General features: G+C 73.5%; 14 protein-coding genes. 7 read left to right on the top strand and 7 right to left on the bottom strand.

Features of this window, described 5'->3' with window-relative positions; genetic code table 11:
* Positions 1-24: 24 nt before the first annotated feature.
* On the bottom strand, positions 25-1,020 hold the full coding sequence (locus tag PT931_RS22595) for a stage II sporulation protein M (RefSeq protein ID WP_456247762.1): 996 nt from the start codon (positions 1,018-1,020) through the stop codon (positions 25-27).
* A 14-nt stretch (positions 1,021-1,034) separates the two neighbouring features.
* Between PT931_RS22595 and PT931_RS22590 the strand changes: the two genes are divergently transcribed.
* Positions 1,035-1,925: an RDD family protein gene (locus PT931_RS22590; RefSeq protein ID WP_456247761.1), complete on the top strand. Its 891-nt coding sequence runs from the start codon at positions 1,035-1,037 to the stop codon at positions 1,923-1,925.
* Between the two features lie 27 nt (positions 1,926-1,952).
* On the opposite strand, the gene PT931_RS22585 is transcribed toward PT931_RS22590, so the two are convergent.
* The 6 genes from PT931_RS22585 to PT931_RS22560 form a co-directional block, all read right to left on the bottom strand.
* Positions 1,953-3,251 (bottom strand): DUF58 domain-containing protein, encoded by a 1,299-nt coding sequence (locus PT931_RS22585; RefSeq protein WP_456247760.1) that lies wholly within the window; start codon positions 3,249-3,251, stop codon positions 1,953-1,955.
* Complete coding sequence (locus tag PT931_RS22580; RefSeq protein WP_456247759.1) at positions 3,248-4,237, bottom strand: AAA family ATPase; 990 nt, start codon at positions 4,235-4,237, stop codon at positions 3,248-3,250. The genes PT931_RS22585 and PT931_RS22580 overlap by 4 nt, the downstream gene beginning before the upstream one ends.
* Positions 4,230-5,630 (bottom strand): DUF4350 domain-containing protein, encoded by a 1,401-nt coding sequence (locus PT931_RS22575; protein ID WP_456247758.1) that lies wholly within the window; start codon positions 5,628-5,630, stop codon positions 4,230-4,232. The genes PT931_RS22580 and PT931_RS22575 overlap by 8 nt, the downstream gene beginning before the upstream one ends.
* Positions 5,627-6,235 carry a DUF4129 domain-containing protein gene (locus PT931_RS22570; protein ID WP_456247757.1) on the bottom strand — a complete coding sequence of 203 codons (609 nt, stop codon included), beginning with the start codon at positions 6,233-6,235 and terminating at the stop codon, positions 5,627-5,629. The genes PT931_RS22575 and PT931_RS22570 overlap by 4 nt, the downstream gene beginning before the upstream one ends.
* Positions 6,232-7,137, bottom strand: a complete 906-nt coding sequence (locus tag PT931_RS22565) for a hypothetical protein (RefSeq protein WP_456247756.1) — start codon at positions 7,135-7,137, stop codon at positions 6,232-6,234. The genes PT931_RS22570 and PT931_RS22565 overlap by 4 nt, the downstream gene beginning before the upstream one ends.
* A 122-nt stretch (positions 7,138-7,259) precedes the next feature.
* Positions 7,260-7,919: a FadR/GntR family transcriptional regulator gene (locus PT931_RS22560; protein WP_456248186.1), complete on the bottom strand. Its 660-nt coding sequence runs from the start codon at positions 7,917-7,919 to the stop codon at positions 7,260-7,262.
* 49 nt (positions 7,920-7,968) lie between these two features.
* Between PT931_RS22560 and PT931_RS22555 the strand changes: the two genes are divergently transcribed.
* The 6 genes from PT931_RS22555 to hpf all read left to right on the top strand — a co-directional run bounded on the left by PT931_RS22555 (position 7,969) and on the right by hpf (position 15,178).
* Entirely contained in the window at positions 7,969-9,186 is a 1,218-nt protein-coding gene (locus PT931_RS22555; RefSeq protein ID WP_456247755.1) for a CynX/NimT family MFS transporter, read from the top strand.
* Between the two features lie 72 nt (positions 9,187-9,258).
* Positions 9,259-9,948, top strand: coding sequence for an MtrAB system response regulator MtrA (gene mtrA / locus PT931_RS22550; protein ID WP_197006945.1), 690 nt, complete (start codon positions 9,259-9,261; stop codon positions 9,946-9,948).
* A 1-nt stretch (position 9,949) separates the two neighbouring features.
* Positions 9,950-11,590 carry an MtrAB system histidine kinase MtrB gene (mtrB, locus tag PT931_RS22545; protein ID WP_456247754.1) on the top strand — a complete coding sequence of 547 codons (1,641 nt, stop codon included), beginning with the start codon at positions 9,950-9,952 and terminating at the stop codon, positions 11,588-11,590.
* The gene (locus tag PT931_RS22540) at positions 11,580-13,337 is read left to right on the top strand and encodes a hypothetical protein (protein WP_456247753.1); all 1,758 of its coding nucleotides are present in this window, start codon (positions 11,580-11,582) and stop codon (positions 13,335-13,337) included. The genes mtrB and PT931_RS22540 overlap by 11 nt, the downstream gene beginning before the upstream one ends.
* 328 nt (positions 13,338-13,665) lie before the next feature.
* Positions 13,666-14,376 (top strand): ComF family protein, encoded by a 711-nt coding sequence (locus PT931_RS22535; protein WP_456247752.1) that lies wholly within the window; start codon positions 13,666-13,668, stop codon positions 14,374-14,376.
* Between the two features lie 184 nt (positions 14,377-14,560).
* The gene (gene hpf, locus PT931_RS22530) at positions 14,561-15,178 is read left to right on the top strand and encodes a ribosome hibernation-promoting factor, HPF/YfiA family (RefSeq protein WP_363731140.1); all 618 of its coding nucleotides are present in this window, start codon (positions 14,561-14,563) and stop codon (positions 15,176-15,178) included.
* Positions 15,179-15,919: the final 741 nt, after the last annotated feature.

Here is a 15,919-nt window from a genome sequence, read left to right as displayed (position 1 = left end):
GGGGAGCTGGCGCGGGGCCCGGGCTCAGACCGTCGGCGCGTACTCCTCGCGCGACTCCCGCACGATGTCCCCCGTCTCGCCCCGGGCCGCCGCGCGCGAACCGAGCGCGAACACGTACACCAGGAAACCGCCCCAGACTCCCGCGCCGATCAGGATCCGGGCGACGGTCGGCAGCCCCGACGGGGTCACGAACGCCTCCACCCCGGCGCTGACCAGCAGCACCACGACCAGGCCGACGGCGACGGTCATCGCGGCCCGGGTGGTCTCCGCCAACGACCGGGACCGGGTCAGCCCCGGGCCGGGCGCGATCCACGACCAGCCGATCCGCAGGCCCACCCCGGCGGCCACGAACACGGCGGTCAGCTCCAGCAGGCCGTGCGGGGCGAGCAGGCCGAAGAAGAGTTCGCCCCGGTCGTGGCTGATCATCACCCCGCCGGAGACGGCCAGGTTGAGCAGGTTCGTCCAGAGCATGTAGAAGACCGGGACGACGAGTACGCCCGAGGCCAGGCACAGGGCGGCCACCCACGCGTTGTTCGTCCACACCTGGAACGCGAAGTCCTGGGCGGGGTGCTCGGAGTAGTAGTTCTCGAAGTCGTGGTCGACCAGGCTGCTGATCTGCCCCTCGGACATCAGTGCCCGCTGGGTCTCCGGGTGCCCGGCGACGTAGGCCATCAGGAGCAGCCACACCCCGGTGAACGCCAGGCCCACGGTGATCCACCAGGCGCGGGCCCGGTAGACGGTCACCGGGAAGGACACCGTGAAGAACCGGCCCACCTCCGACCAGCGGAACCGGTGCGAGCCGGTGATCGCGGCCCGGGCGGCCAGGACCAGCTGGGACAGCCGGGCGAGCAGCACCGGGTCGGGGGTGCGGCTGCGGACGACGGAGAGGTGGGTCGTGGCCCGCTGGTACAGCGCGATCAGCTCGTCGGCCTCCTCGGCGGACAGCTTCCGCCGCCGGGTCAGGTACTCCAGCCGCTGCCACTGACCACGGTGTTCGGCCACGTAGGCATCGAGATCCACCGCGACAGGGTAGCGTGCACCCCGTGCCGGAGAATGCCCCTCGCCTCGTCAGCGGCGAGGCCGTGGAGCTGGATGTCCGGATTGCTCGGATTGGTTCGCGTGCCCTCGCGCTCATGCTCGACGTACTCGTCCAGGCGGTGTTCGCGGGCTTCCTCGCCATCGTCGCGATCCCGGCCCTGTCCGCCGGAGAGGCGGCCGCCGCCGGGGCCTACATCCTCGGCTTCGTGCTGGTCTTCGTCGTCCTGCCGGTCACCGTCACCCTGCTGACCCGGGGCCGTTCCGTGGGCAAGCTCGCCCTCGGCCTCCGGGTGGTCCGCGACGACGGCGGCCCGATCACGTTCCGGCACGCGCTCACCCGCACCCTGGTGGGCGTCGCGGTCGAGTGGCCCGGGATCGCCCTGCCGGCCGGCCTGTGGGTGATGCTCGTGCACCCGCAGGGCAAGCGGATCGGGGACCTGGCGGCCGGCACGTTCGTCATCCACGACCGGGCCCCGGCGCAGTGGGGCTGGGTGCCGCCGATGCCGCCCGCCCTCTCCGGCTGGGCCCGCAACCTCGACCTGTCCGGCCTGCCCGACGACCTCGCGCTGGCCGTGCGGCACTACCTGGCCCGGAACCGGAGCCTGCGGATCGACGCGCGCCAGCGGCTCGGGTTCGCGCTGGCCGCCGAGGTGACGGCCTGCACGACGCCGCCCCCGCCGCCGAACACCCCCGGGTGGGCGTACCTGGCGGCGGTGCTGGCGGAGCGGAACCGGCGGGCGGCGGGGCGGCTGGTGGCGGCGCGGGCGGCTTCGGCGCAGGTGTGGCCGGATCTGGCGCGGCAGTCGGCGGCGTGGGGTCGGCGGGCGTCGGCTCCGCTGCCGGCGGTGCGGACTGCGCTGGTGCGGCCGAGCGCGCCCGGGGCCTGACCCCGCACTCCGGGTACGTCGTCCGGCCTACAGCCTGCCCTGGGCCTTCAACGTCAGATACAGATCCGCCACGGCCGGCGCGTACCGGTCCGCCGGCGCGTCCACCACGTGCACCCCGTGCTTGCGCAGCACCGCCACGACCCGCCGCCGCTCCGCGAGGGTCCGCTCGGCGGCCGCCGCCGCGTACAGCGCCTCGGCCGACCCGCGCCCGGCGGCCATCTCGTCCACGACGGGATCGTGCACGGCGGCCAGGACGACGGTGTGCCGGGCGGTGAGCCGGGACAGTACGGGCATCAGGCCCTCGCCGAGCGCGCCCGGTTCCAACGCGGTGAACAGCACGACCAGGGCGCGCTTGCGTTCCCGGCGGAGGATCTCGGCCACGACCAGCCCGAAGTCCGTCTCGACCAGGGCCGGTTCGAGCGGGGCCATGGCCTGCACCATCTTCGGCAGCAGGGTGGCCTTGTTGGCGCCCTCGACGGCGGCCCGCACGGCGGTGTCGACGGCGAGCAGGTCGACCCGGTCGTCGGCCCGGACGGCGAGCGCGGCGAGCAGCAGGCACGCGTCGAGGGCGGCGTCGAGGCGGGGCGCGTCGCCGATCCGGGCGGCGGAGGTGCGGCCGGTGTCCAGGACGCACAGCACCCGGCGGTCGCGCTCGGGCCGCCAGGTCCGGACGACCACGGACTCGCGCCGCGCGGTGGCCCGCCAGTCGATGGAGCGGACGTCGTCGCCGACCACGTACTCGCGGAGGGCGTCGAACTCGGTGCCCTGGCCCCGGCCCCGGGTGACCACGTTGCCGTCGAACACCCGCAGCCGGGACAGCCGTTCGGGCAGGTGGCGGCGGGACGTGAACGGCGGGAGCACCCGCACGGTCCACGGGGCGGCGAGGGTGCGGGACTGGAGGTAGGCGAACCGGAGCGGCCCGTAGGACCGCAGGGTCACCCGGGCGGCGGACCGGTCCCCGCGCCGGGTGGGCCGCAGGTCGAGTTCGATCCGGCAGCTCTCGCCGGGCGGCAGCACGAACTCGTACGGCCGGTCGGGGGTGGCCCCGGCGGACGGCGGCCACGCGTCGCGGAGTTCGGCGCGCAGGTCGGCGACGCCGTTGTTGGTGACGGTCAGGCCCACCGCGCCGGACTCGCCGAGCCGCAGCTGCCGGACGCCGTCGCGGTCGAGCGCGACCCGGGACAGCCGGACCGCGCCGAGCAGGTCGAGGCCGGCCGCGGCGAGGACGAGACCGGTGTAGACGGCGAGGCCGAGCCACGGCGCGGGCCACAGCGGCAGGGACAGGGTGGCCAGCGCCAGCAGAGCCGCCGGGCGCCAGGTGATCATCGCGGGGTGGGGACCGTGGCCAGTACCGCGTCGAGCACGCCGTCCGGGGTGACGCCCTCGAGCTCGACCTCGGGGCGGACCCGGATCCGGTGCCGCAGGGTCGGCCGGGCGAGCGCCTTGACGTCGTCGGGGGTCACGTAGTCGCGGCCGGACAGCCAGGCCCACGCCTTGGACGTGTTGAGCAGGGCCGTGCCGCCCCGGGGCGAGGCGCCCAGTTCCAGCGACGGGGACTGCCGGGTGGCCCGGCACAGGTCGAGGATGTAGCCGAGCACCCCGTCGCTGACCTGGACGGCGCGGACGGCGGCCCGGGCGGCGTCGAGGTCCGCGACGGTGGCCACGGGCTTCACCGAGGACAGGTCGCGCGGGTCGAAGCCCAGGTGGTGGGCCCGGAGCACGGCGAGTTCGGCCTCGCGCCCGGGCAGGGACACGTTGAGCTTGAGCAGGAACCGGTCGAGCTGGGCCTCGGGGAGGGGGTAGGTGCCCTCGTACTCGATGGGGTTCTGGGTCGCGCAGACCACGAACGGGTCCGGCAGCGGCCGTGCGACCCCGTCGACGGAGACCTGGCGCTCCTCCATGGCCTCCAGCAGCGAGGACTGGGTCTTCGGCGGGGTCCGGTTGATCTCGTCGGCGAGCATCAGGTTGGTGAAGACGGGTCCCTCGCGGAACTCGAACTTCGAGCTGTGCGCGTCGTAGATCAGCGAGCCGGTGACGTCGCCGGGCATCAGGTCGGGGGTGAACTGCACCCGCTTGGTGTCGATGGCCATCGCGGCCGCCAGGGTGCGCACCATGAGCGTCTTGGCGACGCCGGGGACGCCTTCGAGCAGCACGTGGCCCCGGCAGAGCAGGGCGATGAGCAGCCCGGTGACGACGGCGTCCTGGCCGAGGACGACCTTGCCGACCTCGGCCTGGAGGTTGGCGAGCGCCTCGCGGGCACCGGGGGCCGAGGGGCCCTCCGGAGCCACGGTGGCCTGCTGGTGGTCAGTCACTGCGTGTCTCCCTGGTGGTGTCTTCCACGAGCTGGTCGATGGCGTCGGCCAGGGTGGTCAGTTCGGCGTCGGATTCGGGGACCGCCCCGTAGAGCAGGTCGTGCACGGCGTCGCCGGCCAGTCCGGTGCGCGCGGCCACGGCGTCGACGATCTCGCCGGACCGGGCCCCGGCGGGCAGGCCGAGGGCGGGCACGAGGCGCAGCCGGGCCTGGGCGCGGACCGCGTCTAGGGCGGGTCCCCGGGCGTGGGCGCGGGCGTAGAGCCGGCCCCGCCCGGTGATGGTCTCGGTGCTGCGCACGACGACGGGCAGCCGTTCGGCGACGGGCGGGCCGAGCCGGCGGGCCCGGGCGAGGACGAGCAGCAGCCCGGCGACGGCGAGCCCGACGAGGGCGGCCCAGAACCAGGGCGGGAACGCGGCCCACAGCGGGTTGGGCGGCTCCTCGGCCTCGGGTTGCGGCGTGCTCTCGGGCCGGGGGCTCGACTTGCCGCCCCCGCCGCCGCCCCCGCCGCCCCGGGTGTCGGGGCCGACGATGTAGCAGGTGTAGGTGGGCTGCGGGGTCCCGGTGCGGGTCGGCGGGACGCTGCACCGCTCCGTGGGGCCGGGCGAGCCGGGCGGCAGGGTCACGCACACGACGCCGGGCACGCCCGGGGTGCCGCAGAGCTGGGGCCGGGGCGGTTCCGGGGGGAGCGTGGGGTCCGGGCTGCGGGACGGCTCGGCGAGGCTGTGCAGGTCGAGCCAGACGATTTTCGGGTACCGGCTGAGCAGCCCCACGGCGAGCCGCGCGTTGTCGTACTCGCCGATCCGCTCGTCGGTGAACGGGTCGGGCGCCCCGACGATGACGAGGTCGCCGCCGAGGTTGCCGGCGATGAGGACGTGGCCGTCGTAGCAGCTCCGGGCCCCGTCGAGCACGTACCGGCTGCGCCCGACCGCCGCCCGGCCGGCCCCGCCGAGGTCGCAGCCCCCGGGCCCGACGACCTCGGTGGCCCAGCGTTCGCCGACGAGCCGGGGCGTGCCCTCGACGGTCTCGGCGGCGACAGCGTCGAGAACGCCCTGGCCGGGCTGGACGAACACGACCCGGGTACTGGACGGCAGGAACGCCATCAGCCGGTAGAAGTCGGGTTCGAGGTACTCGGGCGCGGGCACGAACAGCGTCGCGTCCCCGGCCATGGCGTCGGTGAGGGCGGCCTGCGCGGTGGCGTGCCGGACGACCCGCCGGCCGTCGGCGGTGAGCCGCCGTTGGAGTTCGGATCCGGAGAACCGGTCGGCGCCCTGGGGGGACAGGAACGCGTCGTCGCTGGTGGAGGGCGTGTCGACGGCGTGGAACACGAGAGTGGCCACGACGAGGAGGACGGCGACGATCAGCGGGGCGAACGTCCTCAGTCGGGCCTTCACAGCTTCTCCCCGAGGGTGCGCATCCGGGCGTCCATCTCGGCGGTGGCGGCCCGGTCGCCGTACCAGATGTCGGAGAAGATCCGGGTCGCCTCCCGCAGCGGCGCGTCGGCCGTGGGCAGCGCGGCGCCGGCGGCGGTGGCGAGTTCGGTCACGGTGGAGCCGGGCTGGGGGCTGATCACGCCCCGGTCGGCGAGCCGGCGGATCATGCCCCGGAGCCGCTCGCGCACGGCCTCCCCGTACCGCCCGGCGGCGGCGTACTGGTCGGCGAGGGACAGCAGTACCTCGACGGGGAGTTCGGGCAGCGCGTCGTCGGGGCCCTGGGCGACGTCCTCGATGGTGGGGACCTTCGCGACCTTCGCGGGCTTGGGCCGCCGTCTCCAGGGCCAGCGCGGCCGGGGCCGCCACCGGGCGAGCCGCCGGAACCCGCGCACGACCGCCGCGCCGATCCGCCGGGCGGTGGCCAGCCACTGCCGCCACCAGCGCAGGGCCGCGATCAGGACCAGCGAGCCGAGGATCAGGGCCGCGCACAGGCCGGCGACGCCGCCGGGGAACCAGTCGGCGATGTCCGCGACCAGCGCGGTCCACCACCGGGCGAGCGCGCTCACCGCTTTCGTCCGAGCGGGGTGTGCGACTGGTCCGGGTAGTCCGCGTCCGACGGCATGCGGGTGGGCGGGCGGTAGGAGGCCGGCGGCGGACCGTAGGCCGGGTTCGCGGGGGGCGGCGGGAGGCGGCCGGGGCCGGCCGGGGTCGGGGTCAGCACGTCGTCCACGGACCGCCCCGTCGCCCGGGCCCGGCCGAGTTCGATGTCGAGGCCCTCGACCCGGATCCGGTTCTCCAGGTGCAGGACGACGTCGAGGCAGGCCAGCGCGGGGTACGCGATCCCGTTGACGAGCACCCAGATCCCGGCGGTGACGATCGGGTCGGAGACATCGAACAGCCGGTCGAGCACCGTCTGGGTGGCCGCGGCGACCACGATCCGGATGCCGAGCCACGCGCCGTAGCCGAGGAGCCGGATCATGCCCGCGCGCAGGCTGCCCGCCGTGACCAGCCGGAACGACCGGCCGATCGAGGCGGCGGCGTTGTCGACGGCGGCTACGGGCACCGCGAGGCCGAACAGGGCGTAGACCACGAACCACGGCGCGCCGAGCAGGAAGGCGCCGACCAGGGCGACGAGCGCGACCGCCACGGCGGTGAGCACGGGGCCGACGAGCCTGCCCGGAGTGCCGCCGAGCGCGGTGCGGGCGGCCCGGCCCGCGTACACCGTGAGCAGGCCGATCGCGAGGCTCTCGAAGCCGAGTCCGCAGGCCAGCCAGGGCAGGTAGCTCAGCGGCGCGTCCCAGAACGGCTGGCGGGCGGCCCACAGCGGGGCGAGGGCGCACTGTTCGACGAGGGCGAGGAGCAGGCCGAGGGCGAGCAGGGGCTTCGCCCGGTTGCGGAGGAGGTCGGCGGCGGCGTCGAGGAGCTCACCGACGGCGAGGGGCCGGTCGGGCAGCGCGACGGACCCCACGGCTACCCCCGTTCACCAGAATTGAGCGGCCCTCATCTTGGCACGGGCACGCGAATCGCGCCGTCCCCCGTCCGGGCGGGCGCTCCGGCTCTCCCGAGGTGGACGAGGGGAGGTCTGCGGCCTCAGTTCTCCTTGAGGAAGCACTGCGCCTCGAACGCGGCCGCCTCCTCGTCCCCGGCGCGGATGGCCTCGACGAGCCGGCCGTGGTCCACGTACCCCTCCGGTGTGAGTTCTTCGCCGATCACCCGGTGCAGGCTGGCGCGCAGGGCGGTGCCGAAGTCGGCGTAGAGGTCGGCGAGCACCTTGTTGTGCGCGGTGGCGACGACGATCTCGTGCAGCGCGGAGTCGGCCTCGACGAACGCGGTGGCGTCGCCGGTCGCCCAGATCTCCTCGCGCCGGGCCAGAGCCAGATCCAGAGCTTCGAGATCCTCGGGGGTACGCCGCCGCGCCGCCAACCGCGCCGCCTCCACCTCGAAGGCCCGGCGCACCTCGAGCACGTCGCGGAACTCGGCGTCGGCGATCCGGCGCGCGACGGCCGAGGACAGCTCGCTGGCCGCCCGGACGTAGGTCCCGGAGCCCTGCCGGCAGTCGAGGAGCCCGGCGTGCGAGAGCGCCTTGACGGCCTCGCGGAGTGTGTTGCGGCCCACTCCGAGCTGGGCGGCGAGCTCCGGTTCGGGCGGGATCCGCGCGCCGACGGGCCATTCCCCCTTGGTGATCTGCTCACGGAGCTGGTTGATGACCTGGCCGACCAGCGGAGATCGTGCCGTCGTCTCCAGTGGCATCACACACACTCCCTATCCCAAGTCATCCCATGATTCTACGATTAGCCGTATGACCACGGTAACCGTAGAGCCCAGCAACCGACGCTTCGCGATCGAGGGCACCGGGCTGGTACTCCTCGGGATCGTGCTCGTCGCCCTCAATCTTCGCCCGGCGGTGACCAGTCTGGGAGCGCTGCTCGACGAGGTGCGCGCCGGGCTGCACCTCTCGGGCACCATGGCCGGCCTGATCACCACCCTCCCGGTGCTGTCCTTCGCGGCCTTCGGGTCGATCACGCCCCGGCTGGCCCGCCGGTTCGGGCCGCACCGGATCCTGTCCTCGGCCGTCGCCCTGCTCTCCCTGGGCCTGCTCGCCCGGGCGCTCACCGACTCCGCCTGGGTCTTCTTCGGCACCAGCGCGCTGGCCCTGGCCGGGATCGCCTCGGCCAACGTCCTGCTCCCGGGCCTGGTCAAGCGGCACTTCCCGAACAAGGTCGGCCTGGTCACCGGCGTCTACACCATGACCCTGACCCTCGGCACCGCCATCGCCGCGGCCACCACCGTGCCGATGGCCAACGCGCTCGGCGGCTGGCACTGGGGGCTCGCGGTCTGGGCCGCCGTCGCCGCCGTCGCCGTCCTGCCCTGGCTGCTCCTCCGCCGGCACGACCGGGCCGGCCTGGCCACCACGGTCGCCGCGTCCCCGGTGAAGCCGGCCCGCACGAGGATCGGTTGGGCGCTCGCCGTGTTCTTCGGCGCCCAGTCGCTCAGCGCCTACGTCGTGATGGGCTGGCTGCCCCAGCTCTACCGGGACGCCGGCTTCTCGGCCCAGACCGCCGGTCTGCTGGTCGCCGGGCTGATGGCGATCGGCGTGCCGCTCGCGTTGTTCATGCCCGCGCTCGCCGCGCGCCGGCCCGACCAGCGCCCGGTCGTGCTCGTGCTCGTGACCGCCACCGCCCTCGGCTACCTCGGACTGATCTTCGCCCCGCACGCCGGCGCGCTGCTGTGGACCGTGCTCCTGGCGGTCGGGCAGAGCGCGTTCCCGCTGACCCTGGCGATGATCGGACTGCGCAGCCGGACCCCCGAGGGCACCGTGGCGCTGTCGGCGTTCGCCCAGAGCGCCGGGTACCTTATGGCGGCCGCCGGCCCCATGCTGGTCGGCGCGCTGTACACATCGACGCACAGCTGGTTGCTCCCGCTGGTCTTCCTTCTCGGTATCGTGGTCCTCCAGGGCGCTGTCGGAATGGTGGCCGGCCGGCCCCAGTACCTGGAAGATGCCCGTTTGCGGGATTGATGATCTCAAGGTGATCACTGATCCTTGCCCGGGTACCCTTGGCCGCCCCGAGTAGATGGAAATATGTAACCCATGAGAGCTCGCGTACTGGTGGTCGACGACGACCCGGCACTGGCCGAAATGTTGGGCATCGTGCTGAGGAGTGAGGGTTTCGCGCCCTCCTTCGTCGCCGACGGCGAACGTGCCCTACCGGCATTCCGGGAGGCGCGCCCCGACATCGTGCTCCTCGACCTGATGCTGCCCGGCATGAGCGGCATCGACGTGTGCCGGCTGATCCGCGCCGAGTCCGGCGTGCCGATCGTCATGCTGACCGCGAAGAGCGACACCGTGGACATCGTCCTGGGCCTGGAGTCGGGCGCGGACGACTACGTGGTGAAGCCGTTCAAACCCAAGGAACTGGTCGCCCGGGTCCGGGCCCGGCTGCGGCAGGGCGGGGACAACACGCCCGAGGTGCTCACCGTCGGACCGGTCGGATCCCAGGTGATCATCGACGTGCCCGCGCACACCGTCATCCGGGAGGGCGAGGAGGTCAAGCTCACCCCGCTGGAGTTCGACCTGCTGGTGGCCCTCGCGCGCAAGCCGCGCCAGGTGTTCACCCGCGAGGTCCTGCTCGAGCAGGTCTGGGGCTACCGGCACGCCGCCGACACCCGGCTCGTCAACGTGCACGTCCAGCGGCTCCGCGCCAAGATCGAGCGCGACCCGGAGCGGCCGGAGATCATCCTGACCGTCCGCGGTGTGGGGTACAAGGCCGGCGTCGCATGACATGCGCGTCCTGACAGTCCTGTACGACAGGGGCGCCGCCCAGCTCATCCGGGCCTGGCGGCGCTCCCTGCACTTCCGCGTCGTCTCCGTGACCCTGGTGTCCTCGACGCTGCTCGTCGTGACCTTCAGCTGGCTGCTCGCCTCGCAGATCACCGCCGCGCAGGTCGGCTCCCGGCTCACCGAGGCGCAGAAGCAGCTCGAACAGGGCCGGGCGTACCTGGAGCCGCAGTTCCGGGACCGCAGCGACGCGACCGACCCGGGGCTCAACGGCTTCCTGCGGTACGCGACGGCCCTGCTCGTCCCGGCCGATCCCACCGCGTACTACGTGCTCCTGGAGCCGACCGACAAGAACTTCCTCAAGGCCGTCAAGCCGCAGTCCCCGCAGATCGAGGACACGAAGGCGGCGGAGAACGCGGTGCCCGACGACCTGCGCCGGACGGTCCGGGATTCGAAGAAGAGCGCCTACCAGTACGTGCGGGCCGACCCCGACGGGCGGGGCGAGCGGCCGTTCATCGTGGTGGGTACCAAGATCTACTCGGTGATGGGCGAGTACTCGCTGTTCTACCTCTACCCCCTCGACGAACAGGTGGACTCCGCCGCCTCGGTGCGGACCACGGTCTTCGTCGCGGGGCTGGCCCTCGTGCTGCTCCTCGCGCTGCTGTCCGCCCTGATCACCCACCTCGTGGTCGGCCCGGTCCGGATCGCCGCGCGCACCGCCCAGCGGCTGTCCGCCGGGCTGCTGGACCAGCGGATGGAAGTGCGCGGCGAGGACGACCTTGCGGCGCTCGCCACCAGCTTCAACCAGATGGCCGCCAACCTCCAGCGCCAGATCAACCGGCTGGAGGAGATGTCGCGGCTGCAACGCCGGTTCACCTCCGACGTGTCCCACGAGCTGCGCACGCCGCTGACCACGGTGCGGATGGCCGCCGACATGCTCTTCGCGAACCGCGAGGACTTCGACCCGCTCGCCGCCCGCAGCGCCGAACTCCTCCAGGCCGAACTGGACCGCTTCGAGGACCTGCTCACCGACCTGCTGGAGATCAGCCGGTACGACGCCGGGTTCGCGGTCCTCGACACCGAGGCCGTCGACCTGGTCCCCATCGTGAACCGGGTCGTGGAGCGCCTGCGCCCGCTGGCCGACCGCGCCGACGTCGAACTGCGCACCGTCGTCCCCGACGAGCCCGTCATCGCCGAGGTCGACCCGCGCCGGATCGAACGCGTCCTGCGCAACCTCGTCGGCAACGCCGTCGAGCACGGCGAGGCCCGGCCGGTCGTCGTGACCCTCGCCGACGGCGACGGCGCGGCGGCCGTCACGGTCCGCGACCACGGCATCGGGCTCAACACCGGCGAGGACAAACTCGTGTTCAACCGGTTCTGGCGGGCCGACCCGTCCCGCGCCCGGCAGACCGGCGGCACCGGCCTGGGCCTGTCCATCAGCCTGGAGGACGCCCGGCTGCACGGCGGCTGGCTGGAGGCCTGGGGCGCGCCGCAGCTGGGCGCGCAGTTCCGGCTCACCGTGCCGCTGCGGGCCGGCGACCGGCTGCTGTCCTCCCCGCTGCCCCTCGTCCCCGAGGACGCCGAACCGCGGCTCGGGCCGATCCCGCCCGACGAACCCTCCCGGGGAGTGCGCCATGCGTCGTAGGTTGCTGGCCGTCACCGTGGCCGCCGCGTGCCTGCTGTCCGGCTGCGGGGTGCCGGACTCGGGCCCGGCCGTCTCGTACGGCACGGAGCGCACCAACACCGGGGTCGACACCCGGCAGCCGTACAAGGTCGCCGTGCCCGAGGGCCTGCAGACCGCCGACCAGACCGTCTCCGGCTACCTCCGCGCGGCCAACGGCACGCCCGAGCGGATGAAGGAGCAGGTCAGGGCGTTCCTGTCCCAGCAGGCGCAGAACACCTGGCAGGCGGGCTCCGGGGGCCTGCTCGTCGTCCGGGGCAGGGTGCACCCGCCGACCCAGGTGATCGGCGTCGGCGCCGGGCCGTACGACGCCCGGGTCCAGGTCACCGGCGACGTGCTCGGGGTGCTCAACAACGGCTGGCTGGACCAGAGCCAGGCCCGGACCGGCTACTCGTACACGTACAACCTGATCAGCGCGGGCGCCGGCAAGGGCTGGCTGATCGACAACCCGCCGCAGGGCATGATGCTCAGCATCGAGGCGTTGCAGAACGACTACGACCAGCGCCCGGTGTACTACCCGCCGAACGGCGAGGAGCGCAGCCTGGTACCCGACCTGCGCTACGTCCCCCGCAGCGTCTCCGTCTCCGCGTCCGCCCGCAACCAGCTCCTGATGGGCTGGCTCCTCGCCGGCCCGTCCTCGTACGTCGCCGGGGCGGTCAACTCGGCCGTACCCACCAACACCGAACTCGTCGGCCTGCCCGTCGAGGACAACGCCAGCTCCACGATCATCGTGGACCTGTCCGCGCGCGCCGACGTCACCGAGCGGCTGGAGGCGATGGTCGCGCAGATCGCGGTGACCCTGCAGGCCAAGTACCTGGAGATCCGGATCAACGGCCGGACCAAGATCAGACCGCACGACCGCGACGCGTACTTCTACGACGCCTGGAACCCGGCGATCGGCCGCACGCCCCGCCCCCTGATGGTCGAAGGCGGCATGGTCCGCACCGTGAAGATCCCCGACCGGCCCGAGGAACAGGTGCCCGCGCTGCTCCGGGGCCGGACCAACGTACGGTGGGCGGCCGGGCTCAACGCCACCGCCGCGTACGTGGCCAACGACGACGCGCTGTGGGTCGGCCGGGCCAACCAGTCCGACGACACGCGCTACAACCAGCCGATCCGGATCGCGGGCCAGGCGTTCACCAGCCCGCCCGCGATGTACAAGACGCCCGGCGGGCCGAAGGTGCTGATCGGCGCCGGCCCGCGCGTCTACACCGTCGACCAGGCCGACCCCAGACCCGAACCGGACCAGGTCACCATCAGCGGGGTACCCGGCGAGGGCGACGTCACCAGCCTGTCCGTCGCCCCGGGCGGCAAGCGGGTGGCGTTCGTCCGCGGCGGCCGGGCCTACGCGGGCATCTTCACCGACGCGACGCAGATCCGGGCCTGGCAGGTCGCCTCGCAGCTCACCGGGGTCACGTCGGTGTCCTGGTCGTCCGAGGTCGGCTTCCTGGTCTCCGGGATCGGCCAGCCGGTCACCGCCGGCGGCGCGAACTCGGCGCTGTCCCAGGTCACGTTCGACGGGGCGATCGTCGAGCCCCAGTTCCCGGCGCAGACCACCCGCACCGGGCCCGTGGCGGCCTATGTCGGGCCCCCGCGCGGCGCGACGCTCGTGATGGAACCCCTGGTCGAGATCGAGGGCAGGATCCATCTGGTACGCCATCCCGGCGTCCCCGCCATCACCGGCACGTCCCCCCTCTACTACGAGGACTAGCACCCGGCTGGCCCGGCCGGACCTGGATGGTGTCCCCGGCTGGCCCGGCTGGGCCTGTGGGATGCGTGCGGAGCCGCCGGGGCGGCAACCGGGCCCGGCCTGAGCGAGGTGGTCGGAGCGTTGCGCCCTCGTGCGTGCGACCGGGCGAGCCGACGCGTTCACCTCTACGGCGCCCACCGCCGGTGCCGTCGTGCGCGACCGGACCGCGCGTCGCTCCCGGGAATCACCGCAGCCGCCCGGCGGGTTGGGCTGCCGGTGGTTATCCACAGGCGGGGGAGTTATCCACAGGCCCGCCCGCCGTACCGCGCTGACCGGGGACGCTCGGCGGGTGCTGCGTGACCTCATCGACCTCGTCCTCCCCGCCGACTGCCCCTGCGGCGGCCAGGGCCCGCTCTGCCCCGCCTGCCGGGCCGAACTCGCCGGCCCGCCCCTACCCACCGCACCCACCCCGGCCCCGCCCGGCCTGCCCCCGTGCCTCGCCTTCGGCCCCTACGACGGTCCCCTGCACGACGTCCTGCTCGCCTACAAGGAGCGCGGCCGGCGCGACCTCGCCGCCCCGCTCGGCGACCGGCTCGCCGCTGGGGTGTCGCACCTGTTGGCCAACGGGCCTGCCGTCCTGGTGCCCGTGCCCACCACGGCGACGGCCGTCCGGGCCCGGCGCGGCGACCACATGGAGCGCCTGGCCCGCCGCGCGGTCGGTGCCCTCCGCCGGGGCGGCCGGCGGGCGACGCTCCTCCGCGCGCTGGTCGCGCTGCCCAAACCCGATTCGGCGGGCCTGAGCGCCGCCGAGCGCGCCGTCGCGGCCCAGGGCGCCTTCCGGGTCAGGGCGGGGTGTTCGGGGCCGCTGAGGGCGGGCCTGGCGGTGGTGTTGGTCGACGACATTCTCACCACCGGGTCCACCCTCGCGGCGGCCGCGAATCAGCTACGGTCTGTAGATATACCGGTACGTGGAGCGGTGGTGATCGCGGCGACCCGACGCAGAGGTTCTCTCGACAATCGCGTGTCGCAGGCCGAAACGCCAACACTTGTCGGTAGTTAACTCAAACAGGGGGTGACGAACGGCTGAACACGCGTTAGCGTCGAGGGCCAGAGCACTCTTCACCGAGAGGAGGTCACCGGGTTCCGCAACACCGGCTGACGCTCCGGGGGGAGTGCGTCGAGCCGGCTCCCACCTGGGCAAACGTCCAGGTTACCCCAGATCGTGAAAGTGGGGGAGGTCTGCCGTGGAAATTGTCGTCAAAGGACGTAACGTCGAAGTTCCGGAACACTACCGAGTTCATGTGGCCGACAAGCTGGCGAAGATCGAGAAGTACGACCACAAACTCATCCAGGCCACTGTTGAATTGCTCCACGAGCCCAATCGGCGGCAGCGTGAGAGCAGTCAGCGCGTGGAGATCACGATCGCATCACGAGGGCCCGTCATCCGCTCCGAGGCCTGCGGTAAGGACTTCTACACCGCACTCGACCTCGCGGTGACCAAGCTCGACGCCAGGTTGCGGCGTTCAGCCGACCGGCGTCGCGTCCACCGAGGACACAGCACCCCGATCTCGGTGGCCCAGGCGACCGCCGCGCTGACCGCGAAGCAGATCGAGACCATGTTCGACAAGCCCGACTTCGCGAAGTCGCAGGAGTCCGACGGCTACGAGCACGAGGAACACCTGCCCGGCCAGGTCGTGCGCGAGAAGACGCACTCGGCCGAGCCCGTCACCATCGATGACGCTCTGTCCCAGATGGAACTCGTGGGCCACGACTTCTACCTGTTCACCGACAAGGAAACCGGCTTCCCCAGCGTCGTCTACCGACGGCGCGCCTACGACTACGGCGTGATCCGCCTGTCGTAACCGCCGGCCGACGTACAGACGTACGCGAGGGGCACCCCACCCGGGGTGCCCCTCCCCGTCGCCCCGCCCCACACCCATAGCGCCCCACCCCACCCCGCCTCGGGGTGCCCCGCTTCGCCTCGCCTCGGGCTGCCCCACCCGGCCTCGTCTCAAGGTGCCTCGCCTCGCCTCGGGCAACCCCACCCCAGCCTGCCTCGGGCTGCCTCGCCCGACCTCGCACCGCACAGCCTTGCCCAGGGCTGCCCGCTCGCCTCGCCCCGGTCCCCAACCCGGGCTACCCTGGGCCGAGCTGCATCTCTGGGCCGAGTCACCCTGCCCAGGGCCGAGTTGCCCGGCCCGGCCCAGAGTCGCCAAGCCCCGCCCAGAGCCGAGCCGTTCGGCCCGGCCCAGGGCCGAGCTGCTTCCCTGGGCAGAGTCGCCCGCCCAACGGCCGAGCCGCCCCACCCGGCCCGGAGTCGCCCCGCCAGAGCCGTGCCGCCCGGCCCTGGGCCGAGCCGCCGCCCTGATCCGAATTGCCCCGCCCCGAGCCGGGCCCCGCCCCCTCCCGCTCCACCCAACTTTCCAGAACGACCAGTACAGGTCCGTGGCGGTTCGTTGGAAGAGAGTCAAAGGCTCTTCTCTCTTCCAACGAACCGCCACGGACCGCCCCACCCGGTGTGCCCCCCCCCGCCCCCCCCCCCCCCCCCCCCCCCCCCCCCCCCCCCCCCCCCCCCCCCCCCCCCCCCCCCCCCCCCCCCCCCC

It is taken from the genome of Longispora urticae (assembly GCF_053902585.1).
The sequence above is the reverse complement of the archived record's forward strand: the minus strand, read 5'-3'. Positions and strand labels throughout refer to the sequence as shown.